Consider the following 22,052-nt stretch of genomic DNA (forward strand, 5'->3'; position numbering starts at 1 on the left):
GGGACACAAGGATGGGCGCAACCGGCCGAACCGGCCACGCCCACCGCGGTGGCCACCTAGTCGTTGGTGACCTGGATCTTCACGCGCTTGTCCTGCGGGTGCTCCGAGACGGGCATCGAGATCTCGAGGATGCCGTCGGAGTACGTCGCCTTGACCTTCGCCGGGTCGGCACCCGCCGGCAGGGTGATCGTCCGGCCGAAGGTGCCGTAGTAGAACTCACTGCGCCCCTCGGCGGTCTCCCTCGCCTCCCGTTCGGCCGTGATGCTGAGCAGACCGTTATGCGTGGTCACGGAGATGTGCTCCGGGTCGAATCCGGGTAGCTCCGCACGGACGACGTACTTTCCATCCTCTGTGGACTCCTCGATGCGCACGGGGTTGTGCTCGGCGAACGGCCAGGGGTTCTCCAGCCACGCCGCGATGCTCGGCAACGCCGGGCGCGAACCCGGCACCAAACCAGTCATCCTGTTCTCCTTCCTCCGCGACGACCTCGTCACACCACAAGGAGACCGTCCGGACCGCGCGTGCCGACGCGGCCGGACTACCCGAACTGCGGGGACCTTCGTCACCGGCGGAGGTCGCGCTCCAACACGCTGGAGGCCGAGCACCCGAGCGCAACGCCGTCGACCGAGCCACGTGCCGGCAGAGCCCGCTTCCCGAGCCGATTTCCCGTCGCCCGTCAACGATCTTGATTTCGCAGCTCCGTAGCTAAGACCGCGGCCTGAGTCCGGCGTTCCATGCCCAGCTTGGTCAGCAGCCGGGACACGTAGTTCTTGACGGTCTTCTCGGCCAGGAACATCCGCTCCGCGATCTGCCGGTTGGTCAAGCCTTCGCCGATCAGCTCCAGCAACTTGCGCTCTCGGTCCGAGAGGTCGGTCAACGGGCCCTTTTTCGCCTGGCTGTTGCGCAGCTTCGCCATCAAGGCCGCCGCCGCGTGGGCGTCGAGCAGGGACTTGCCCGCACCGACCTCCCGAACCGCCGACACGAGGTCCATGCCCTTGATGTCCTTGATCACGAACCCGGAGGCGCCGGCCATCACCGCGTCGAGCATGGCCTGCTCGTCGGTGTACGAGGTGAGCATCAGGCACTTGAGTTCGGGCAGCTTCGAACGCAGCTCGCGCGCGAGCTCGATGCCGTTTCCGTCGGGCATTCGCACGTCCACCACAGCCACGTCGGGTCGCAGTGCCGGGATCCGCGCGAGTGCGTGCGATACGTTGCCGGCCTGCCCGATCACCGTGATCTCCTCGTCCTCGTCCAGCAGGTCCGCCACACCGCGACGCACGACCTCGTGGTCGTCCACGAGAAAAACGCGGAACATCGGGAACCTCCCGGGTCGAGAACGATGACGCGGATCAGCGTACGATCGCCGGCTCCCGGATCGCGATGACCAAAGTCCCCGGACTCGGGGCGGAGGTCATGTCAGCTCCACCGGGGACGACGAGGGCCCCACATGGGCATTCCACGTCCGGCGGTCAGCTCACTTCGGATCAGGAGATCTTGTAGACGGCGTACCAGGTGCGCCGTCCCAGCCGCTGCACCGCCAGGGTGAGGTGCTCGGCTCGGCGGTACAGCTCCCGCAGACGCATTTCGCGGCGGGCTTCCGGCTCCGTCTCGAGGCCTGCGATCGCCCTGCGGTACGCGTGCTCCGCGCGATCCAATGAGGACACCGCGGCATCGGCGCGACCGGCCGCATCGGGGTGTGGCAACAGGCCCAGGGCCGCTTGCAGCTCGTCGAAAGCGGCGACCGCGATGAGCACCATCGCCTCGAGGTGGTCGTCAGGCGGCGTACGGGAGAGATTCGGCTCGCGGATGAGCATGTACGCGGCGTCAGCGATCTCACCGAGCCGCTCCGCCAGCTCGAACACATCCTCGGCCTCGATGGGGGTGCTGAACGCCTCTCGCACAGCCACGAGCACCTGGCGGCGTTATGCCGACTGGACCAGCAGAGGCGCGTGCAGGTCCCCGTCCGCCGGTTGGCCTCGCACCCAGCGGGCCAGAGCGGCCAGCACCTCGGACACGGTGTCGGCCTGGTCCCGCAAAAGCCCGAGCACGTCGGGGTTGTTCGGCAAGAACCAGGCCTTCGGCAACCTCACGCCATCCACCTCCACCCGGGCAGCGCGACGGCGCCCAGCACGGCACATGCCGGCAGGGTGACCAGCCACGCGGAACAGATCTCGCCGACCACCGGCCACCGCACGTGGTGAGCGTGGCGGCTGGCGCCGGCTCCGACCACTGATGCCGCGACGACGTGAGTTGTGCTGACGGGGGCGGCGGCCGCGGTGAGGATCACCGCGGCCGAGGTGCCCTGGCTCGCCAAGCCGTCGACCGGGCGCATCCGGTAGATGCCACGGCCGACTGTCTTGACCACCCGCCAGCCACCGAACCCGGTACCGAGGGTCAGCGCCGCCGCGGCGGCGAGCTTCACCCACAGTGGCACGACGAAGGCGCCGAGGTACCCGGTCGACACCAGCAGCAGTGTGATGACGCCCATCGACTTCTGGGCGTCGTTCGCACCATGGCTGAAGGCCAGCGCACCCGAGGTGACCCATTCCGACCGCCGGATCAGCGTGTCCGCCCGGCGGCGCGCCCGGCGCAGGCCCCGGCGCGCGAGACGGTCGGCGCCCGCGCCCAGCCCGGCGCCGAGCACCGGTGACACGGCAAGGCCGGCCAGGACCCCGAGCACGCCTGAGACGTAGAACCCGTCGACGCCGCCCCAGTAGACCCCCGACGGTCCGGTCACGGCGGCGCACGCCCCGACCAGGCCGCCGACGAGCGCGTGCGACGAGCTCGACGGCAGCCCCCGCCACCAGGTGAGTACGTTCCAGATGATCCCGGCAGTCACCGCCGCGGCGACCGCGGGCAGCACGTCCGAAGCCGGAAGCCGGACCACGCCGTCGACCGTGTCGGCGACCGTGGTGCCGGCCAGAAGCGGACCCGCGACGTGGCAGGCGGCGGCCAGCAGCAGCGCCGATCCGGGCGCGGCAGCCCGCGTCGCGACCAGCGCGGCCACCGAGTTCGCCGAATCGTGGAACCCGTTGGTGAAGTCGAAGACCAGGGTGATCATGATCGCCACGGCCAGCACAGCCGTGGTGCTCACGGCTCAGCCCTCCCAGGCCCAATTCCGCACCTCCGGCAGGTCCTCACCGTGCTCCCGGATCCACCGGCGGTGGCGGCCCTGTTCCTCGGTCATGTGCTGCCGCAGCAAGCCCGCCGTGGCGACGAGCCCCGGCACGCGGTCGATCACATCGACGACCAGCTGGAACCGATCCATGTGGTTGAGCACCAGCATGTCGAACGGCGTGGTCGTGGTGCCGTGCTCGGTGTACCCGCGGACGTGCAGCCCGGCATGGTTGGTGCGCTGGTAGGCCAGGCGGTGGATCAGCCAGGGGTAGCCGTGGTAGGCGAAGATCACCGGCCGGTCCGGGGTGAACAGCGCGTCGAACTCGCGGTCGCCGAGGCCGTGCGGGTGCTCGGAGGCAGGCTGCAACCGCATGAGGTCGACGACGTTCACCACGCGCACAGCCAGGTCTGGCAGCGCCGCTCGCAGGATCTGCGCGGCCGCGAGGACCTCCAGTGTGGGCGCGTCGCCCGCACAGGCGAGCACGACGTCCGGTTCGCGGTCGGCGTGGGTGCAGGCCCATTCCCAGATGCTCGCGCCGCGGGCGCAGTGCAGAGCGGCCGCCTCGGCGTCGAGCCAGTCGGGCGTGTCGTTCTTGCCCGCGACGACGACGTTGACGTAGTCGCGGCTGCGCAGGCAGTGGGCGGCGACCTCGAGCAGGGTGTTGGTGTCCGGCGGGAAGTAGACCCGCACCACTTCGGCGCTCTTGTTGGCGACGTGGTCGACGAAACCCGGGTCCTGGTGGGAGAAACCGTTGTGGTCCTGGCGCCAGACGTGCGAGGTGAGCAGGTAGTTGAGCGACGCGACCGGCCGGCGCCACGGGATCTCCCGGTGCACCCGCAGCCACTTGATGTGCTGGTTCACCATCGAGTCCACGATGTGCACGAAGGCTTCGTAGCAGGAGAACAGTCCGTGCCGCCCCGAGAGCAGGTATCCCTCGAGCCACCCCTGGCACAGGTGTTCCGAAAGCACCTCCATCACCCGGCCGTCGCGCGAGAGGTGCTCGTCGACCGGTTCGACCGCGGCCTGCCATTCCTTGGCGGTGACGTCGTAGACCGCGTCGAGCCGGTTCGACGCGGTCTCGTCGGGTCCGAAGAGGCGGAAGTTCGCCCGGTCGGCGTTGAACGCGAACACATCGCGCAGGAACCGACCCAGGACGCGGGTCGGCTCGGCCACCGTCGCGCCCGGCCGCGACACGTTGATGGCGTGGGCCGCGGTATCCGGAAGTGTGAGCGGACGCAGCAGGACTCCGCCGTTGGCGTGGGGGTTCGCACCCATCCGGCGCTCACCCGACGGGATCATCGCCGTGACGTCGGCGACCGGGCGGCCACGATCGTCGAAAAGCTCTTCGGGACGGTAGGAACGCAGCCAGTGCTCCAGCAGCCGCAGGTGCTCCGGGTTGGTCCGCACTTCGGACAACGGAACCTGGTGCGCCCGCCAAGTCCCCTCGACCTGTTGTCCGTCCACAACCGACGGTCCTGTCCACCCTTTGGGGCTGCGGAGCACGATCATCGGCCACCGGGGACGGTCGCGGTGGCGGTGGATCACCGCGAGGTCCGCGACCGCCGAGTCGAGTGCGGCGGCCATCGCCTGGTGCATCGCCTCGGGTTCGCTGCCTTCTACGTAGATCGGTTCGTACCCATAACCCCGCAAGAGGGCATCCAGCTCGGTCGGTGCGATGCGCGCGAGCACGGTGGGGTTGGCGATCTTGTAGCCGTTGAGGTGCAGGATCGGCAACACCGCACCGTCGCGTGCCGGGTCCAGGAACTTGTTGGCGTGCCAGGACGTGGCGAGCGGACCGGTTTCGGCCTCTCCGTCGCCGACCACGCAGGCGACCACCAGGCCGGGGTTGTCGAACGCCGCGCCGAAGGCGTGCGCGAGCGAGTACCCCAGCTCACCACCTTCATGGATCGAACCGGGCACTTGCGGCGCGACGTGGCTGGGAACGCCGCCCGGGAACGAGAACTGCTTGAACAGCGCCCGCATGCCCTCCGCGTCCCGCGTGACGTCCGGCCAAGCTTCCGAGTAGCTGCCTTCGAGCCAGGTGCTGGCCAGCAGTGCCGGGCCGCCGTGCCCCGGGCCGGTGACCATCATGGCGTTCAGGTCGTGGGTCAGGATGGCCCGGTTGAGGTGGGCGTAGACGAAGTTGAGGCCGGGTGAGGTTCCCCAGTGCCCGAGCAGCCTCGGCTTGACGTGCTGGGGCAGCAGGGGCTCACGCAGCAGCGGGTTGGCCATCAGGTAGATCTGACCGGCCGCGAGGTAGTTCGCGGCCCGCCACAGGGCGTGGACCTGGGCCAGCTCGGTGCTGCCGAGCACGGCCGGCCGGTTGCCGAGCGCGGTCATGCCTCGGCCTCCGGACGGACGACGATCACCGGGCACGCTGCGCGCTCCACCAGTGCCTGGCTCGTCGAGCCCAGCACCATCCCGGCGAAGCCGCCCCGGCCGCGGCTGCCGACGACGACAAGCCGGGCCGTCGCGCTCGCCTCGATCAGAGCCTGACGAGGCCGGTCCCGCACCAGGCGCCACTGGATCCCGACGTCCGGGTACTTCTCCTGCCAGCCGGACAACCGCTCGTCGAGGAGCCGCCTCTCACACTCGTCGAAGGCGCCCGGGTGGGCCGAATCGGCCGTGTTGTGCGCGGCACCGTCGTGCCAGGCGTGTAGCGCGACCAGCGGCGCGCCGAGCAGCGAGGCCTCTTCGAACGCGACAGCGATGGCCTGATCGCCGGTCGGGCTGCCGTCCACACCGACGACGACCGGACCTGCTCCGGGTTCACCTTGGCCGCGGACGACCACGACGGGACAGTGCGCATGAGCGGCGACCGTCGCCGCGGTGCCGCCGACCAGCTGCTCGGTGAAGCCGCCGGCCCCGGTCTTGCCGACGACGACCATCCGGGAGTGGCGCGATTCTTCGATCAGCACGCGCGCTGGGGTTTCGTCGGGCAGCTCCGTCGAGACGGCGAGGCCCGGGTCGAGGCTCAGCGCGAGCCCACGAGAATCGGCGACGACGCGCCGCCCGTCCGCAAGGATCGCGTCGAACAATGCTTCGGCCCCCACACCGAAGTAATACGGGCCGGCGAACTGCAGCCCGTGCACGATCTTCAGGCCGACGTGGCGGCGTGCCGCGGCCCTGGCAGCCCACGCGACAGCCGCCGTGGAGCCGGCCGAGCCGTCCACGCCGACGGTGATCCTGGGTTCGGTCGCGCTCATCGGGTCTCCCCCTCGTCCGGGCGGCTCGGCACCGCTGTGGTCATCGAGTGAAGTGCACCCACAGGTCGGTCCCGTTCGTGTCGCGACCGAGCCTAGGAACGCGCTGTCCCCTGCACCGCTGGCGTCTGTCACCGGTCCCGGGGACTTACGTCCCCCGCATTGCATGTCCACAAAGGACGAAAACCGCCGGAGTTCAAGGGTGAGGACCGCACTTCATGCGGACGGCAGCGTGAAATACGCCTCCTCCTCCTGGGCGAAGTGCAGGGTGAGCACCGCGTCCAGTCCGTAGAGCGTGGCGCGCAGGTCGTCGACCTGGTCGGGCTGGATGCCGTCCGGGGCCTCCCCGAGGTGCCGGTTCAACCGCCGCGCGAGCCGGGCTATCTCGGCGTGCTCGCGGCTCATCGGAAAGGTGCTCTCCGGGCCGCCCAGAGCGTCCGCCAGCGCCGGATACAGTTCGCTCTCCTCCGCGTACTCGTGCGGCAGCAGCTCCTCGGTCACCAGGCGGGCGGCCGTGCGGACGGCACGGTCCGCGGCCGTGGTCGCACCTCCGGCGAGTGAATCGGCGGCCTGGCGCACCGCGGTCCGAGCCGGGAGCAGCCGTTCGTGCTCGGTCTCGAACCGCCGCAGCACTCCGGCGGGAGCCGGGGCGCCGAGGCGAGGAGCACGCAGCGCTCGCAGCGCGTTCACGATCACCGCGACGTCGATCGCCTCCTGCACCAGGGCTCCGAGCACCGGCGCGAGGAAACCACCTGCCGCGGCCAGCATGGCCACGATCGACAACGCCGTGCCGGCGACCGCGCTCTGCACCGCGATCCGGTGCGAGCGGCGAGCGATCTCGGCGGCGTCCGCGAGCCGGGCGAGCCGGTCGTCCAGGATGACCGCGTCGGCGGCTTGGGCGGCCGCGGTGGCGCCCCGTGAGCCGAGCGCGACTCCGACGTCGGCGGCCGCCAACGCAGGGGCGTCGTTGACACCGTCGCCGGTCATCACCGTCACCCCGCGCGCGCGAGCGGCTTCGACAGCGCGCAGCTTCTCCTCCGGCGTGGCCTCTCCGTGGACGTCGTCCAGGCCCAGCATCGAGGCGACTTCACGCGCGTTGTCGACGCGGTCTCCGGTGAGCAGCCGGATGTCGCCGAGGCCTGCCGCTCGCAGTCTCCGCATCGTGCGGGCGGCATCCGGCCGGATCGGGTCCTTGGCGAGCAAAGCGGCGACAGGTTCGCCATCGCACTCGACCCACAGCACCGACGCCAGGTCCAGCCGGCCGCGGCGGGCGGCGCCGCGAGCCCACGCGGGCAGCTCCGCACCGGCGGGCCGTCGGCCCACCCTGACTCGGCGCCCCTCCACCACGCCTTGGACGCCGGATCCGACCTCCTCCGTGACGTCCTCGGCGCCGGCCGGCACCACGTCGGCGGACGAAGCCGCGCGCACCACAGCCGCCGCCAGCACGTGCGGCGAGAACTGTTCCACCGCGGCGGCTTGTCCGAGCACCTCGGCTGCGTCGTGACCCGGCGCGCACACGAGGTCTGTGATCTCGGGCCGTCCCGCGGTCACGGTGCCGGTCTTGTCCACCAGCAACACCGCGGCGCGGCCGAGAGCTTCGAGCGTGGCGCCGTCCTTCACCACGACCCCGGCCTTCGACGCCCGCGACATGCCGGCGGTGACGGCGATCGGAACCGCCAGCAGAAGCGGGCACGGCGTCGCGGTCACCAAGACCGCGACGGCGCGCTCCGCCTGACCGGTCAGCAGCCAGGCGAGCGCGGCGATCAGGAGGGCGATTGGCAGGAACCAGATCGCGGCGCGGTCGGCGATCCGGGCGACCCGCGCCGATCGGGCGGCCGCTTGTTCGGCCAGCCGCACGACCCCGGCGTAGGCGCTCGCCGCGGCGGTGGCACTCGCACGGACGTCGACGGCGGCGCCGGCGTTCAGCACCCCGCTGCGCACCGTGTCGTTCGCCTGCCGCGTCACCGGGAGCGGTTCACCGGTGAGCGCCGACTCGTCGAAAACGCCGCCGTGCGGCACGACGCCGTCCACCGGTACGACCTCGCCCGGCAGAACGACGATCAGCTGACCGGCCCGCACCGAATCGACCGGCACGCTCTCGGGACCGGCCGCGGTACGCACGTGGGCCACGCGAGGCGCCCGCTCGAGCAACGCGGTCAGGTTCCGGCTCGCCTGCCGCCGAGCACCGGCTTCGAGTACCCGCCCGGTGGCGACCATGGTCGCGACTATGGCGCCGGCGAGGAACTCGCCCACCGCAACTGTCGCCACCAGGGCGAGCACGGCGAGCAGATCGGCACCCCACCGTCGCGCACGCAGGTCGGCCGCGACCCACACCAGCGTCGGGACGAGCGTCAGCACAGCCGCGGCCGCCCACACCCGCTCCGCGGCTTGAGCCGCGCCCAGCCACCACGTGACTCCGCCTCCCGCCACGAGGAGCAGGACTGCGGCGAGCAACGCGGCCTCCCGCAGCCGCGGCGGTAGCGCCTCAGTTCGCACGTCGGCCCGCGCCGCCGCCCGGCAACGCGACCAGTTGCGCGGTGTTCGCCGCCCGGGCGATGGGATCGATCGGTTGTGGCACGGCTTCCTCCTGGTGGCAGGAGCGGACATCGAGTTCCGGCGACCGGTTCAGGCCGCGTCGTTCCACACGCAATCGAGGCGGTTGCGCACCTCGACGACACCGGGCAGGTCTCGGATCAACGTTCGTTTCAGCACGACATCACCGTGGGTGAAGACCGTCACGAGGTCGCGACGCGACAACACCCCGCCGGCTCGGTCGTCGCTCAGCACGAACAACCGGCCCACGCCGCGCCGGGCGAACTCCTCCGCGGCCGCCGAAAGCGGCGCGCCTGCGTCGATGGTGACGGCCGGGCTGGTCATCAGATCCTTCGCGACGCAAGCGGTCGCCTTGCCGGCCGGCCGGCGCTCACGCCACCGGGACTTGCGACCGTCCCACAGCTGCGGAAGCAAGTCCGCCGCCGAGACGACGCCGACGAGCACGCCGGTCTTGTCGAGCACGCCGACCGCGCTGATCCCGGTGCCGGTGAGCAGCCGCGCGAGGTCCTCGAACGGAGCCTGCGTGGAAACGGTGATCGGGTCGCCGGTCATCATCGCGGACATGGTGCTGCTCATGGGCGCACTCCTCCGTGGCTAGGCGATTTCGGCGCGGACGACCATCACCGGACAGGCCGCGTGGTGCAGCAAGGCCTGGCTAGTCGAACCCAGGACCAGCCCGGTGACCCCACCGCGGCCCCGGCTCCCGACGACGAGCAGCTGCGCGCCATGGCTCGTGGACAGCAGCCGGTGGCGCGGCTTGTCGTGGTCGACGCGCCGCTCGACGCGGACGTCCGGGTACTTCTCCGGCCAGCCGGCCAGCCGCTCGGCCAGCAACCGGTGGCCGGACTCCCGCACGGTCTCGCCTTGGAACGCGACGTTGCCGTCGCTGAACAGCCCGGCGCTGTCGCCATCGTGCCAGACGTACAGCGCGATGAGCGGGGCGTTGCGGATTGAAGCTTCTTCGAAGCCCCATGCGATCGCCGCTTCGCTCAGCGGGCTGCCGTCGCAGCCCACGACCACCGGGCCGTCGACGTTTTCGGCGCCGCGCACGACCACCACCGGGCAGTGGGCCTTCGCGGCGAGGTCGACGTCTGGCGAACCGCTGAATAGCCCTGCGATCGCCCCGGCCGGCTCGCCGGTCACCAGCAGGTGCGCCCGGTGCGAAATCTCCAGCAGCGCCGGGACTGCTCCGCGGTCACTGGCTTCGGTGGCGATCTCGAGCCCGGGCACGGCTGCCTGCACCGTCGCGCGCGTGCGGCGCAGCAGACCGTCCGCCTCGGCCTGCTTGACCGCGAGCCACTCCGACGGCGGGTAGACCTTGCCGCCGAAACCGGTGTCCTCGATGCCGTACGCCGTGAAAACCAGCAGCGGCACGTCCCTTCGAACAGCTTCTGTGGCCGCCCACAACGCGGCCGTCGCGGCGGTCCCCGAACCGTCGACCGCGACGACTATCCGGTGGTTGGCGGTTGCGCTCATGGAGGCCTTCCCTCCGGGCTCCGGTGCGCTCACCACGCATCCGGGAACGACGGTAGGGCGCGGCCGCCGCCGCCACTGCGGTCGTTCGTCCCCAGGCCCCGGGACCAAGGTCAGCGCAGGTCCGACGGACTTTCGGACAGCTCGGCGTGGCCAGTGCGCCGTTCAGGCGGCTCGCAGCACCGCCGCGCCGTTCACCAGGTCACCGGCCAGATCGGCGAGCGCCCGGTCTGCTTGGTCCAGGGCGTACCGGACGGTGCTGACGCTGAGGTGGTGCACCGCGGCGAACGCCAGGAACTCTCGCGCGTCCGCCCGGGTGTTCGCCGTGACGCTGCGGACCTGCCGTTCCTGGAACAGGTGCCGCTGGTAGTTCAGCGGCGGCGTGTCGGACAGGTGGATGCCCGCGATCGCCAGCGTGCCGCCTCGATCCAGCGCCTCCAGCGCGGGCAGGACGAGTTCTCCGACCGGCGCGAACAGAATCGCCGAATCCAGCGGCTCCGGCGGTGGGTCGGCGGCTGCTCCGGCCGAAGCCGCGCCGAGCTCCAGGGCGAGCTCGCGCGCTTCGGTGCTGCGGGTCATCACGTGCACGGTGGCGCCTCGGGCGAGGGCCACCTGTGCCGTGAGGTGCGCGCTTCCGCCGAAGCCGTAAATGCCCAGCCGACCGCCTTCGGGCACTTCGGCCCGCTCCAGCGCGTGGTATCCGATCAAGCCCGCGCACAACAGTGGTGCGAGTTCCTCGTCCGGGTAGCTCTCGGGCAACGGCAACGCGTACTCCGCCGGGACCACGGCGAACTCCGCGTATCCGCCATCGGTGTCCCAACCGGTGTAGCGCGACCCCGTGCACAGGTTCTCCCGGTTTCGGAGGCAATATCGGCAGCGGCCGCACGTTTTCCTCAACCACGGGATCCCGATCCGGTCGCCGGGCGCGAAACCGGAGACCCCGCCGCCCGCGTCGACGACCTCGCCGACGATCTCGTGTCCCGGCGTCACCCCCTGCCGGTGCACCGGCAGGTCGCCCTCGGCGACGTGCAGGTCGGTCCGGCACACCCCGCACACGAGCACCCGCACCAGCACCTCGCCGGGCGCGGGTCGCGGCACCGGAACGCGCGTTCGCCGCATCGGCTTCGAAGCCATCGGTCCCGGAAGGGTCACCTGCCACGCGGTCATCGTCGTCGGCAGATTCGTCATGGTCGGCCTCCTGCGTCGCGGGCACGGTCCGCACCAGCATGCGCCGCCGCGGAGCACAACGGACCGTGCGGTGGTCCCTGCGCGCCAGGACGTTCGTCTCTGCCGCGATGCTGCCGTGAATTGACCACTGTGGATGGTCAACCGTGAGTGTCGGCCCAGTCCCGGTAACCGCTCACGGCGGTCGGCAAGTCGGGAAGATCCGCTCCTCCCCCACTTTCTTCCGGTGAGCGCCCGGCGTTCGTCCGCGCTTGTGTACTGGGCGGTGGGTGCATTCTGTGCCGTGATGTTCCTGGTGTCTTTGCTCGTCCACGAGCTGTGTCACGCCATCGCAGCGCGCAGCTGCGGCCTCGAAGCCGGCCGTATCACTCAGTGGCTGCTGGGTGGCGCCACCGAACTGCCGGAAGATCCGCCCACGCCCATTGCCGCGTTCCTGGTGGCCGGCGCGGGGCCGGCGGCGAGCCTGCTCCTCGGCGGGGTCTTCCTCGGCGCCGCCGTTCTCCTCGCTTCCTCTCTGCCGGCCGTCGTGGTCGTCGCGCTGACGTGGCTGGGCTGGACGAACGGCATGCTCGCGCTCTTCAACCTGTTGCCAGGCGTTCCTCTCGACGGTGGCCGCATCGCCGAAGCCATCGCCTGGAAGATCACCGGAGACCGGAGCCACGCTCGCCGCGCCGCGGGGCAAAGCGGCCGGGTCCTCGCCGCGGCGCTGGTCGGCATGGGCCTGTGACTGTTCCTCGACACCGGGAGCATCGAAGGCCTCTGGCTCGTGGCCATCGGCTGGTTCCTCGCCTTCACGGCCCGCACCGAGCTGACCGCGGCGCCGCTGCGTGAGAAGCTGTCGCGCGTCCGGCTCGAGGACGTGATGAGTCGGTCCCCGGCGACCACGCCCGGCTGGTACACCGTGCAGGGTTTTCTCGACACGCCACCGCAGGCGCCGTTCCGCACTTTTCCCGTGGTGTCCTTCGAAGGACACCCGATCGGCGTCGTCAGCCTGTCGCGGTTGGCACGCGTGCCGGAGAACGTCCGCACGTCGACCCGTCTCGAAGCGGTGTGCACGAAGCCTCCCGCCTGCTTCGTGGCAGCTCCCGAGACGCCGCTGACAGACGTGCTCGGCCGGACGACGCAGCGTCCTGGCCAGGATCTGGTACTCGTCGTCGACCCCGGCATACTCGCCGGGGTCGTAACGCCCGGTGATCTCGCCCGTGCGCTGGAACTGGCCGACCTCGGCGCGCGGGTCGGACGGTCGGCTGCGTCCTGAATCGGCACACGGGCTCGGGGTCGCCGGCCCCGCCCCTCAGGGCCTTTCGCCTCTTTCCGCGCGGGTTTCCTCGCCGTTGGCTGTGCGGTGGCGAGCACGAACAGAGGGCGCCGCCATGCAGATGCGGCTACCGCTGAACTGGCCGTCGACGCCTACCGGCCGGTCGCGCCGGAGTGGATCCTCGACTGCTGCGAGCGGGAAGAGGGACGTTCCTCTCCCCCGTGCGGAAGGACACAGAATGACGACGAAACGCTGGCATGGCGGAGAACTCCGCTGGAACTCCGACTCGCAGGAGTGGTCGGTCCTCGCGTCCGGCCGGGCTCCGCGTCCGCACGTCCTCACGCGCACGGAGTGTCCGTTCTGCCCCGGCCCCGGCGAGGACACCCCCGCCGAGACCTGGCGGCTCGCCGGCGTCGACGGCGGCTGGCGCGTGCGCGCGGTACGCAATCGGTACGCGCTGTCTGACGGGCACGAGGTCGTCATCGAATCACCGTCCCACGACTGGGACCCGGCGACCGCAACCACTTCGGAAGTGGTCGACGTGCTCTCGGCGTGGCAGGCGCGCCACCTGGCACTGCGCGTTGACGCCGCCCAAGTCGCCGTCTTCCGCAGTCACGGCCGCGCCGCCGGTATCTCCCTCTCCCACCCGCACTCGCAGGTCGCGGGCCTGCCCGTGCTGTCCTCGGCCACGCGCCGTGAGCTCGAGATCGCCCGCGACCACCACTCCACGTATCGCCGGAGCCTCGCGAGAGACATCCTGGCCTCAGAGCTCAACATCGGCACCAGGATCGTTTTCGCCGACGACGAGGTGATCGCTTTCAGTCCCTTCGCGCCACGGGCCGACTGCGAGGTTCGGTTCACGCTGCGCAAACCGGACGCGGATTTCGCCGCGGCGCCGCGCAGCGGTGTCGAGGCCGTTGCGCGGTGCCTGCGAGCGGTGCTGTCCGCGCTGCGGACCGCGTTCGGCGATCCGGCGTACAACCTGGTTCTGCGGACCGCGCCCAGCGGATACGAGGACGCGCCCTTTCTCGCATGGTCTTTACAGCTGCTGCCCCGGTTCGACATCGCGGCGGGCCTCGAGCTCGCGACGGGGATCCCGGTCGTGACGGTCTCCCCCGACCAAGCCGCCGCACGCCTCCGCACGCGGGTTGCCGCCGCTGTCACACCCTGACGTGGTGCCCGGCGAAGAGCGGGGTGAACGAGCGCACTCGATCACCCCGGGTACGCTCGCGACGAAAGGTCCTAAAAGGACAGTCGGCGAGCGCTTCCGGGGCGACCTTGCCGAACGTCCACGACCTCGGCCCGTCACTGCTTCGCTTCGGGCCGGACGACGATCACGGGGCACGAGGCGTGGTGGATCAGGGCCTGGCTGGTCGAACCGAGCAGCATGCCGGCGAACCCGCCACGACCGCGGCAGCCGACCACCACGAGCTGAGCGGTGTCGGATTCGGCGAGCAGGGCATGCCGCGGCCGGTCGCGGACGACCTCGCGGCGGACCTCGACATCCGGGTACTTCTCCTGCCAGCCGGCCAACCGCTGTGCCAGCAGCCGCTTTTCCGTCGGTTCGAGAACCTCCGGCTGCGGCATCAGGCGTGCCGTGCCCTCGACCGAGTCGTACGTGACGTCGTTCCAGGCGTGGATCGCCACCAGCCCGACACCCCGGAAGGCAGCCTCTTCGAACGCCACCGCGACGGCCGCCTCGCTGTTCGGCGTGCCGTCCACGCCGACCACCACCGAACCGTCCACGGGGACGGACCCGTCGCCGTGCCGCCCGCGGACCACGGCGACCGGGCAGGCCGCGTGGCTCGCCACCGCGGCGGCCGTCGCCCCTACCAGCATGCCGGTGAACCCGCCGGTTCCGGTGCGCCCGAGCACGATCATCCTGACGTGTCGCGAGCGGTCGAGAAGAGCGGGTGTCGCGGTGTCGGTGAGCACGTCGGTGCGCACCGTGAGAGCCGAGTCGACCGAAAGCGCCAGCTCACGAGCCTTGGCGACAATGCCGTCGCCCTCCTGTCGGAGCTGCTCGAACAGCACGTCGCTCCCGGGGAAGCCACCGCCGTAGCAGAAGGCGGCGATCTGCAGACCGTGTACGAGTTCCAGGTCGAGTGCCCGCCCGGAGGCGAGGCGCGCAGCCCAGCGGACCGCCTCTTCAGCGCCCGCCGATCCGTCGACGCCCACCACGACGGTGTTGTTTCGCTCGGTCATGACCACGGATCCTCTCCGGACGAGATGGTGTCGGCGCCGACCACGCCCGGCACTGCCAGCGCGAGCAGCGTGGCGACGTGGCGGTCGGTTTCGTCGTCGTAGCGGTCGACGATCCGCACCACCCCGTCGCGAACCTGGACCTTCCATCGGCCGGTGCCGCCGTAGATTTCCAGCCGGTGCCGCACGTCGGCGGCGATGGCGCTGTCCTCTCGCGCGAGCACCCGGACGACGTCGCCGCGCGTGACGATCCCGACCAGGCGGCTGCCGTCGGCGATCGGCATCGCCCGGATCCTCGCGTCGACCAGGGCCTGGCACAGGTCGGCCACGTCGGTCCCGGACGACATCGCGGTGACCGGCGTCGTCATCACGTCTCGCACCGTCACGTCGGCCGCCGCCGCGCGGGTGTCGGGGTCGAGGTGCCCGGACCGCACGTCGGCGGGCACCCGTTCGCGGATCAGGTCGGCCTCGGTGACGATGCCGATCAGACGTTCGTCGTCGTCGACCACCGGGAGAGCGGTGAATCCGTTCTCCGAAAGCACTTCCGCTGCCTCTTTGGCCGGCGCCCACGGGGTCACCGTCACCACCGGTGCGGACATCAGATCGCGTGCGCGCATCAAGTTCTCCTTCTCCTTCTGCTGCCTCGAACGTAGGCGGCGCCGAGCACCGGCCACGCCGGTCCGGAGTCACCGCCGCCGAGGACCAACGTCCTCAAGAGCGCAACGGCTCGAGGCCCTGCCGCAGGGTTTCCCACGCCGCGGGCAACGCGGCCACGCACCGTTGCGCTGCGTGAACCTCGGTCGTGATCAGCAGTTCGTAGGTCGACACCGGTTTCCCTGCCACACTCGCCGCCGAGGCAAGTGCACGCAGCTCTTCGCGGGCCACCACCGAGTCCTGATACTCCCCCAGCAAATCCTGCAACGCCCGGCAGTCCGCCAGCACGCGGTCCGGGACGAACGGCATGGCTTCGGCCGCCGCTTCGAGCGCGTACCGGAGCCGCTTGGCGCTCTTGCGTACCGCGTGAACGGACTTCGGTGCGGACTCGTGGAACACGGCTTCCAGACGCCTGTCGGTTTCCGCCACGACCGTCCACACGAGACGCGGCAGCACACTGCCGGCCGGCTTGAGCGCCGCCTTGCCCTGATCGGAGCGAGGTTGCTCCCGCAGCACCACGCCGAACACCTCGAGCGCGTTCAGCAGCTGGAGGTACCGGTGCGAATCGAGGACTTCGGCGCATTCGGATGCGGATTCCTCGGCCGCTGCGCCGAAGTGCCGCTCCGCGTCGGCGCGGACCGGCCCTACGACCGCTTCCTCCGGCACCTGATCGAGCCTGCGCGAGAACCTGTGCCGCTGCACTTCGGTGTCGCGCGCCGGCCCGACACCCGCACCGAGCCAGCGCAGCGACGCGCACAGGCCCCGGACCAGCCGGCGTCCCCCGAGCACGGGGGCGAACGTCCGCAGAGCCGCCCGGATCCTGCGTGCCGCCACCCTCAGGTCGTGCACCCCCTCGGGTTCACCCAGGCGCACGGCCAGATCGGCCCGGGCGAGCGCCTCGATCTGCGTCTCCAGGTAACCAAGCACCATGGCCCGAGCGGTGCCGGCCGGCCACGCGTCCTGGGTCAGGAGGCGCGTGCACGGACCGGTCACCTGGGTGAGCTCGAGGTCCCGGCTGTAGGCGCGGACGAGCCGGCGCAGTTCGTGCGGCACCTGATCCGATGCGGGCGCCTCGACCCGGCACCCTCTGCCGTCGCCGCGGTCCAGCTGCCAGCTCGGGCCGACTCGGCTGAGCGTCAGGCCGTGTCGCCGCAGCCGCAGGCCGGCGGTGTCGTAGTAGTGGATGCCGTAGTGCAGGAGCGCGTATTCGGGCGCAGAACGCGGGCTCGGCGCCGGTGTCGTCACGGTCATGGCCGGCTCCCCGGGCGTACCACCGCGACGGGGCACGCGGAGTGGACCAGCAGCGCCTGGCTCGTGGAACCGAGGAGCATGCCGGTGAACCCGCCCCGGCCGCGGCTGCCGACCACCACCAGCTGAGCGTCCTCACCGAGCTCCAGCAAAGTCCGTACCGGCCGACCGTGCACGACCACTACGTCGATCGGCAGGTCGGGGAACTTCTCGCGCCACGGCGCGAGCTGCTGGTCCACGAGCCGCCGTTCCGCGGCTGCGACGTCCTCGGGGCGGCTGTCCGATTTCCGCAGCACGCCCTCCGGCGTGATCTCGTTCCAGGTGTGCACCGCCACGAGCCGGGTGCCGCGCGCAGTGGCTTCTTCGCACGCGTATCCGAGCGCATCGTTGCTGTCCGGCGATCCGTCGAGCCCCACGAGGACCGGCCCGGTCGCAGGCGGCGCGTCGTCCGGCTTGCGACCGCGCACCACCACGACGGGGCACGGCGCGTGGCCGGCGACCGCGACCGCGGTCGAACCGAGCAGGAGCCCCGTGAACCCACCGAGCCCACGGGATCCCAGCACCACCGGCTTGGCGACGGCACTCTCCCGCAGAAGGACGCCGACAACGCTGCCCTCGACCGCACACCGCTCGATCGGCAGCGCGGGCCACGCCGCCAGTACGGCACCCTCGGCCTCGGCGAGCCCCGACTCGGCGAGGGAGCGAAACCCATCCCGGACGGCCGTGACCGACATACCCGACATACCCGGTTCCGGCACTGTGTACGCCTGCACCAGCTTCAGCATCGCGCCACGGCGCGCCGCCACCGCCGCGGCCCAGACCGCGGCGTGCACCGCGGAAGACGATCCGTCGATTCCGGCGAGTACCACGCGGCTGTCACCGCCGGACACTGTGTACACCCCCTCCGGAACGCCGAAGCGCGCGCAACCGCTCGAGCCTCGCGCGATCCTGCTCGTCGAGTGCGGTGATCTCCGCTTCGGTGAGCACCACGGCGTCCGGGCCGGGGAACACCGTCGACACGTGATCATCGGCGAGCCAGCGGACCGTGAACGGCGGGTCGCCCTCCGGCGAGCCGACGGCGACGATCCGGCCTCGGTGCTCGGGCAGGTCGACCCGGACTCCTTTCACCACGAGCCAGTCTCCGGGTTGCGCGTGCATCACTTCTCCTCGTTTCGGCTACGGGCGGGCCCTCCCTCGATCAGGCCCGGCGACTCATTTCGTTCGTGCTCCTCGCGCGGAGCGGGCACCCAGCTCCACCTCCACCCTCAGTGGACGACCGCGACCGGGCACGCCGACTGAGCGAGCAACCGGTTCCCCGTCGAGCCGAACAACCCGCCCACTACCGGCCCGCGGCCACGGCTGCCGATGACGACCAGCTGGGCGTCGTCGAAGCTCATCAGCGCTCGTGCCGCCGAGTGACCGCGGACCGCGCAGGTGTGCGTGGTCACGCCGAGATGGATGCCGGACAGTTCGTCGAGCCGGCGCTCCAACGCCGTTTCCTCGCTCTGCGCGACCATTTCGACGATTTCCGGGTCGTCCAGCAGTCCCGCCTGCCACGCATGGACCGCGATCAAAGGCACGTGCCGCCGCGCTGCGGCGTCGAAGGCGAACTCGAGGACGCGCTCGTCATCGTCGGCCCCGGCGACGCCGGCCACCACCGGCCCGCCGGGCTTCCCGGGTCCGCGCGCGATCACCACCGGGCAGTGCGCGCTCGCGGCCACCCGCAGCGCCACGGAACCGATCACCGCCCCACGCAGGCCGCCGATCCCGTGCGAGCCCACCACGACCAGCGCGACGTCGGCAGACAGCTCGACGAGCAGGTCCGCCGCGAGCCCGAGGCGGACCAGGTACTCGGTCCTGATCCCCGGCACCGCCTCCTGCGCCACCTGCGCGGCCCGGACAACCCAGCGGTGAGCTCGCTCGACAAGCAACGACGCTTGCCGAGTCCGTTCGACGTCGGTCGCCTGGTCCGAGTCGAACAGTCCTGCGTGGAACAGCCAGAGAACGCACCCACGGCGCTCGGCCTCCTCCGCCGCCCACCGGACCGCGTCGACGGCCGCCTCCGACTCGTCGACGCCCACCACCACCGCGGCGCGGACGGCCGTTCCCGTCACGACCTGCCTCCGTTCCCGGCCGCCGAGGTTCGGCGGCACACCCCACGGTCGCGTACCCACGGCCGAACCGGTCAGGGCATGAAGTCCCTTTCCGGCGGGACGAAAGCGCGGGCCGCTTCCGCGGCGCGCGAGGTGCCGGTGAGTCGATCTACCATCCACATCGCTCTGAAACTGTTCGCCGAACAGGGTTTCCATCAGACGACGGTCGACCGGATCGCCTCCGCGGCCGGCATCACGAAGCGGACGTTCTTCCGCTACTTCGACGCCAAATCCGATGTGCTGTGGAGCGAGTTCGACCACGAGGTCTCCGCGATCCGCTCGCTGCTGGCCGCCATGCCCCAGGATCTGCCCGTGCTGGAGGCCGTGCGCCGTGCGGTGCTCGAGGCCAACCACTACCGCGCGGAGGACGTGCCGGAACTCCGCATGCGCATGCGCTTGCTCAGCACTGTTCCGGATCTCGCGGCCAGCGCCACCATCCACTACGACTCCTGGGAACGCGCCATCGCGGACTTCGTCGCTCGCCGCACCGGCCAGCCGACCGAGTCCCTGTATCCACTGGCCGTCGGCCGCTCCGTGCTCGCCACCTGCCGCGCCGCCTACGAACGCTGGTCCGCCCGCGCGGACGCCGACCTCACCGTCTACCTCGACGCCGCGATGAAAGCCCTCGCCGCCGGTTTCACCGACGCCGCGCTGACCGCCGAACCGGACCCGTCCACCGACGACGCGTGAGTCGCGGCCACCGCGGCGTATCCACGTGGGATAGTCCGCGGGCGCAGTAACGCAGTCACACCGGCTTCGCTTCACACCAGCGCAAGAGCGCGCAGATCATCCGCGTACTTCTGGATCAGCTCCTTGGTGACGTGCGGGATGTCGCCCTGTGATGCGATCTTGGCGTCACGGACGGCTTTCCGGAACTCCTCGGCCGGAGCGATCCCGGCGCGCACCGGTTCCGTCGGCCGTTCGTACGAGTGCAGGAGCGGCAGCAGCGTGTTACGTCGCTGGGGTTCCGGCAGTTTCCGCAGCGCGTCGCCGAACTGGCGAAACCACTCCGAGTAGTCCTGGAGCCGATCAATGCGGTGGCCTGCTTCGGTCGGCCAGTCCACGAAGGTGTCGAGCGAAATGCCGTCGTCGTGGGGATTGAGCACGTGGTACGTGCGGTAGCCGTGCGTGTTTCGGGTGCCGATGGTGTTGACGGCTTCGGCGGTGAAGTCGACGGGAAGTCCGTCGTAATGTGCCGTCGGCGGCCGGCTGTCGTCGGTGCGGTAGAAGGTCTTCGGCGCGATCCCCGTGGTGATGATGCTCAGGAGCAACCGCGTGAACAGGTCCGGTACGTTCACCTGGCCCACGCAGCGGCTGTGCGTGAGGATCATGTCGGACCGGAACACGGCGACGGGCAATCCGCATGCCTCGTGCGCCTCTCGCAGTAGTACTTCGCCGGCCCATTTGCTGGTCGAATAGCCGCTTGCGTGGCCGTTGAAGATCCCGATCAACGGCCACGCACCCACTGGGATACAACTGCTTGCCGAGAAACGCGGTACTTCGCGACGGTGTTCAGCTCAAGTCGAGGCGTCACCGCGTCGAGCCACTCCTCGGCGAAGTCCTGGAACAAGGTCTCTCCGCTGCGCGGATCCACATGTGGCTACACTCCAGCTTCGCGTGCCACAGGGTCGGCCCGACGCCGGCTGTGGCCAGCCGCGGGCGGACGTCCTCTACGGGAGTGCTGACCGGTGAGCAGGCCGAGTCCTACGAGGCGTTCACCCAGGAGCCGACGCGTCCGGAGTTGGAGCGGTTCTTCTTCCTCGACCTCGAGGACCAGCAGCTGATCGGCAAGCGCCGTGGTGATCCCCCCGCGGCTCTCCAGGTCTAAACTCCCCGCTACGTCGGCCCGTCGGAGGCTTCGCCGGTGGTGTCCTGGTCGAGCTTGGACACCTGGTAGAGGGCGATGGCCCAGCCGGTTGCGGTCTGTTTCAGCAGGATGCTGAGGTAGACGTTGACCGTGGGGCGGTCGGTGAAGGAGAAGTCGACGTTGAGGTATCCGAGGACGAGGTCGTCGGAGAGGCGCCTGGTCTCCAGGATCCGGTACTCGGCGGTCAGGCCGGGAGGCTGGGAGTCGTAGTAGGCGGCAACGCCGGGACGTCCGACGCTGTAGGGGTGCATTCCCTGGAAGATGGCGTCGTCGGTGAAGTGGGCGGCCGCCTGGTCGGGCTGATGCTTGTCGACGGCGGCCTTCCAGCCGTCGAGGACGCCGCGCAGGATCGTCTCGCTGTCCGCGGTGTTCTGGTTCATGGCAGTGCTCCCGGAAGGGGTGGGTGAGCGTGGTCAGTGGCCGGCGCTCATGCCGCCGTCGACGTGGAGGATCTCGCCGGTGACGGACGGCGCGTTCTCCAGGTAGACGACCGCCTCGACGACGTCGCGGGTCTCGACCATGCGGCCGACGGGCTGCAGGCCGGCGAGGAACTCGTGCATCTGCGGGTCGTGCATCGGGGTGCGGGTGGTGCCCGGGGAGACGGCGTTGGCCCGGATGCCGCGAGTGGCGTACTCGATGGCGAGGGACTTGGTGGCGGCCTGCAGCCCGCCCTTGGTCAGCGCGGCGAGGACCGACGGGACCCGGGAATCGGGGTTGTCGACGATGCTGGCGGTCAGGGTGACGATGTGCCCGCCGCCCTGGGCGAGCATCTGGCCGACGGCGAGCTGGGTGAGACGGAAGAACCCGGCCAGGTTGATCCCGGTGATGGTGGCGTAATCCTCGGCGGTGTACTCGGTGAACGGCTTGGAGACATAGACGCCCGCATTGTTGACCAGGGTGTCGACGCGGCCGAACCGCTCGAGGGCAGCGGAGATCACCCGTTCGGCGGTGGCCGGGTCTGCGATGTCGCCCTGGACCGCGAGGACGCCCGCGTCCTCGGCGGGGGTGATGGTGCGTGAGGTGGCGACGACCGCGTGGCCGAGCTTGCGGTAGGCCTCGACCAGGCCGGCGCCGATACCCTGCGAGGCACCGGTGATGACGGCGACCTTCTGATTCATGACATTCCTCCGGTTGTTCG

At 70.6% G+C, this 22,052-nt stretch carries 25 protein-coding genes; 5 read left to right on the top strand and 20 right to left on the bottom strand.

The window, feature by feature from the left end; genetic code table 11:
- Positions 1–56: 56 nt before the first annotated feature.
- The 11 genes from ACQPXB_RS28220 to ACQPXB_RS28270 all read right to left on the bottom strand — a co-directional run bounded on the left by ACQPXB_RS28220 (position 57) and on the right by ACQPXB_RS28270 (position 11,514).
- Complete coding sequence (locus tag ACQPXB_RS28220; protein WP_432845026.1) at positions 57–461, bottom strand: Hsp20/alpha crystallin family protein; 405 nt, start codon at positions 459–461, stop codon at positions 57–59.
- Between the two features lie 215 nt (positions 462–676).
- On the bottom strand, positions 677–1,315 hold the full coding sequence (locus tag ACQPXB_RS28225) for a response regulator transcription factor (RefSeq protein WP_432845027.1): 639 nt from the start codon (positions 1,313–1,315) through the stop codon (positions 677–679).
- A 169-nt stretch (positions 1,316–1,484) separates the two neighbouring features.
- On the bottom strand, positions 1,485–1,901 hold the full coding sequence (locus ACQPXB_RS28230; protein ID WP_432845028.1) for a hypothetical protein: 417 nt from the start codon (positions 1,899–1,901) through the stop codon (positions 1,485–1,487).
- Positions 1,902–1,922: 21 nt separating this feature from the next.
- Positions 1,923–2,090, bottom strand: coding sequence for a hypothetical protein (locus ACQPXB_RS28235; protein ID WP_432845029.1), 168 nt, complete (start codon positions 2,088–2,090; stop codon positions 1,923–1,925).
- Entirely contained in the window at positions 2,087–3,094 is a 1,008-nt protein-coding gene (locus ACQPXB_RS28240; protein ID WP_432845030.1) for an anion permease, read from the bottom strand. The genes ACQPXB_RS28235 and ACQPXB_RS28240 overlap by 4 nt, the downstream gene beginning before the upstream one ends.
- A 3-nt stretch (positions 3,095–3,097) precedes the next feature.
- Entirely contained in the window at positions 3,098–5,458 is a 2,361-nt protein-coding gene (locus ACQPXB_RS28245) for a phosphoketolase family protein (RefSeq protein ID WP_432845031.1), read from the bottom strand.
- On the bottom strand, positions 5,455–6,324 hold the full coding sequence (locus ACQPXB_RS28250) for a universal stress protein (RefSeq protein WP_432845032.1): 870 nt from the start codon (positions 6,322–6,324) through the stop codon (positions 5,455–5,457). Before ACQPXB_RS28250 ends, ACQPXB_RS28245 begins: the two co-directional genes overlap by 4 nt.
- 213 nt (positions 6,325–6,537) lie before the next feature.
- Complete coding sequence (locus tag ACQPXB_RS28255; protein WP_432845033.1) at positions 6,538–8,817, bottom strand: heavy metal translocating P-type ATPase; 2,280 nt, start codon at positions 8,815–8,817, stop codon at positions 6,538–6,540.
- Positions 8,818–8,946: 129 nt separating this feature from the next.
- Positions 8,947–9,450: a CBS domain-containing protein gene (locus ACQPXB_RS28260; RefSeq protein ID WP_432845034.1), complete on the bottom strand. Its 504-nt coding sequence runs from the start codon at positions 9,448–9,450 to the stop codon at positions 8,947–8,949.
- Between the two features lie 18 nt (positions 9,451–9,468).
- Positions 9,469–10,350 carry a universal stress protein gene (locus tag ACQPXB_RS28265; protein ID WP_432845035.1) on the bottom strand — a complete coding sequence of 294 codons (882 nt, stop codon included), beginning with the start codon at positions 10,348–10,350 and terminating at the stop codon, positions 9,469–9,471.
- A 162-nt stretch (positions 10,351–10,512) separates the two neighbouring features.
- The gene (locus ACQPXB_RS28270; protein WP_432856822.1) at positions 10,513–11,514 is read right to left on the bottom strand and encodes a zinc-binding alcohol dehydrogenase family protein; all 1,002 of its coding nucleotides are present in this window, start codon (positions 11,512–11,514) and stop codon (positions 10,513–10,515) included.
- Positions 11,515–11,758: 244 nt separating this feature from the next.
- Here ACQPXB_RS28270 and ACQPXB_RS28275 point away from each other — a divergent pair, with 244 nt between their 5' ends.
- From ACQPXB_RS28275 to ACQPXB_RS28285, 3 genes are all read left to right on the top strand, one after another.
- Entirely contained in the window at positions 11,759–12,259 is a 501-nt protein-coding gene (locus tag ACQPXB_RS28275; RefSeq protein WP_432845036.1) for a site-2 protease family protein, read from the top strand.
- 39 nt (positions 12,260–12,298) lie between these two features.
- Positions 12,299–12,790 carry a CBS domain-containing protein gene (locus tag ACQPXB_RS28280; protein WP_432845037.1) on the top strand — a complete coding sequence of 164 codons (492 nt, stop codon included), beginning with the start codon at positions 12,299–12,301 and terminating at the stop codon, positions 12,788–12,790.
- Positions 12,791–13,028: 238 nt separating this feature from the next.
- The gene (locus ACQPXB_RS28285) at positions 13,029–13,961 is read left to right on the top strand and encodes a galactose-1-phosphate uridylyltransferase (RefSeq protein WP_432845038.1); all 933 of its coding nucleotides are present in this window, start codon (positions 13,029–13,031) and stop codon (positions 13,959–13,961) included.
- 134 nt (positions 13,962–14,095) lie between these two features.
- Here ACQPXB_RS28285 and ACQPXB_RS28290 read toward each other — a convergent pair whose 3' ends face one another.
- The 6 genes from ACQPXB_RS28290 to ACQPXB_RS28315 form a co-directional block, all read right to left on the bottom strand.
- The gene (locus tag ACQPXB_RS28290) at positions 14,096–14,995 is read right to left on the bottom strand and encodes a universal stress protein (RefSeq protein ID WP_432845039.1); all 900 of its coding nucleotides are present in this window, start codon (positions 14,993–14,995) and stop codon (positions 14,096–14,098) included.
- Positions 14,992–15,609 carry a CBS domain-containing protein gene (locus ACQPXB_RS28295; RefSeq protein WP_432845040.1) on the bottom strand — a complete coding sequence of 206 codons (618 nt, stop codon included), beginning with the start codon at positions 15,607–15,609 and terminating at the stop codon, positions 14,992–14,994. Before ACQPXB_RS28295 ends, ACQPXB_RS28290 begins: the two co-directional genes overlap by 4 nt.
- A 94-nt stretch (positions 15,610–15,703) precedes the next feature.
- Positions 15,704–16,891 carry a CHAD domain-containing protein gene (locus ACQPXB_RS28300; RefSeq protein WP_432845041.1) on the bottom strand — a complete coding sequence of 396 codons (1,188 nt, stop codon included), beginning with the start codon at positions 16,889–16,891 and terminating at the stop codon, positions 15,704–15,706.
- Positions 16,892–16,893: 2 nt separating this feature from the next.
- Positions 16,894–17,784 carry a universal stress protein gene (locus ACQPXB_RS28305; RefSeq protein WP_432845042.1) on the bottom strand — a complete coding sequence of 297 codons (891 nt, stop codon included), beginning with the start codon at positions 17,782–17,784 and terminating at the stop codon, positions 16,894–16,896.
- Entirely contained in the window at positions 17,771–18,052 is a 282-nt protein-coding gene (locus tag ACQPXB_RS28310; protein ID WP_432845043.1) for a DUF1918 domain-containing protein, read from the bottom strand. The genes ACQPXB_RS28305 and ACQPXB_RS28310 overlap by 14 nt, the downstream gene beginning before the upstream one ends.
- A 107-nt stretch (positions 18,053–18,159) precedes the next feature.
- Complete coding sequence (locus ACQPXB_RS28315; protein ID WP_432845044.1) at positions 18,160–19,203, bottom strand: universal stress protein; 1,044 nt, start codon at positions 19,201–19,203, stop codon at positions 18,160–18,162.
- On the opposite strand from ACQPXB_RS28315, the gene mftR reads away from it, so the two are divergent.
- The gene (gene mftR / locus ACQPXB_RS28320; protein ID WP_432845045.1) at positions 19,147–19,737 is read left to right on the top strand and encodes a mycofactocin system transcriptional regulator; all 591 of its coding nucleotides are present in this window, start codon (positions 19,147–19,149) and stop codon (positions 19,735–19,737) included. The two genes, ACQPXB_RS28315 and mftR, sit on opposite strands and share 57 nt — an antisense overlap.
- A gap of 71 nt (positions 19,738–19,808) precedes the next feature.
- On the opposite strand, the gene ACQPXB_RS28325 is transcribed toward mftR, so the two are convergent.
- Positions 19,809–20,498 carry an SDR family oxidoreductase gene (locus ACQPXB_RS28325; RefSeq protein WP_432845046.1) on the bottom strand — a complete coding sequence of 230 codons (690 nt, stop codon included), beginning with the start codon at positions 20,496–20,498 and terminating at the stop codon, positions 19,809–19,811.
- 227 nt (positions 20,499–20,725) lie between these two features.
- Here ACQPXB_RS28325 and ACQPXB_RS28330 point away from each other — a divergent pair, with 227 nt between their 5' ends.
- Positions 20,726–20,875: a DUF4158 domain-containing protein gene (locus tag ACQPXB_RS28330; protein ID WP_432845047.1), complete on the top strand. Its 150-nt coding sequence runs from the start codon at positions 20,726–20,728 to the stop codon at positions 20,873–20,875.
- A gap of 8 nt (positions 20,876–20,883) precedes the next feature.
- On the opposite strand, the gene ACQPXB_RS28335 is transcribed toward ACQPXB_RS28330, so the two are convergent.
- Together ACQPXB_RS28335 and ACQPXB_RS28340 are read right to left on the bottom strand one after the other, a co-directional pair.
- A complete protein-coding gene (locus ACQPXB_RS28335) occupies positions 20,884–21,294 on the bottom strand; it encodes a YybH family protein (RefSeq protein WP_386944914.1) in 411 nt (136 codons plus the stop codon).
- 33 nt (positions 21,295–21,327) lie between these two features.
- Positions 21,328–22,032: an SDR family NAD(P)-dependent oxidoreductase gene (locus ACQPXB_RS28340; protein WP_432845048.1), complete on the bottom strand. Its 705-nt coding sequence runs from the start codon at positions 22,030–22,032 to the stop codon at positions 21,328–21,330.
- Positions 22,033–22,052: the final 20 nt, after the last annotated feature.

Origin of the sequence: Amycolatopsis sp. CA-161197 (assembly GCF_050942255.1) — a bacterium.
GTDB lineage: Bacteria > Actinomycetota > Actinomycetes > Mycobacteriales > Pseudonocardiaceae > Amycolatopsis.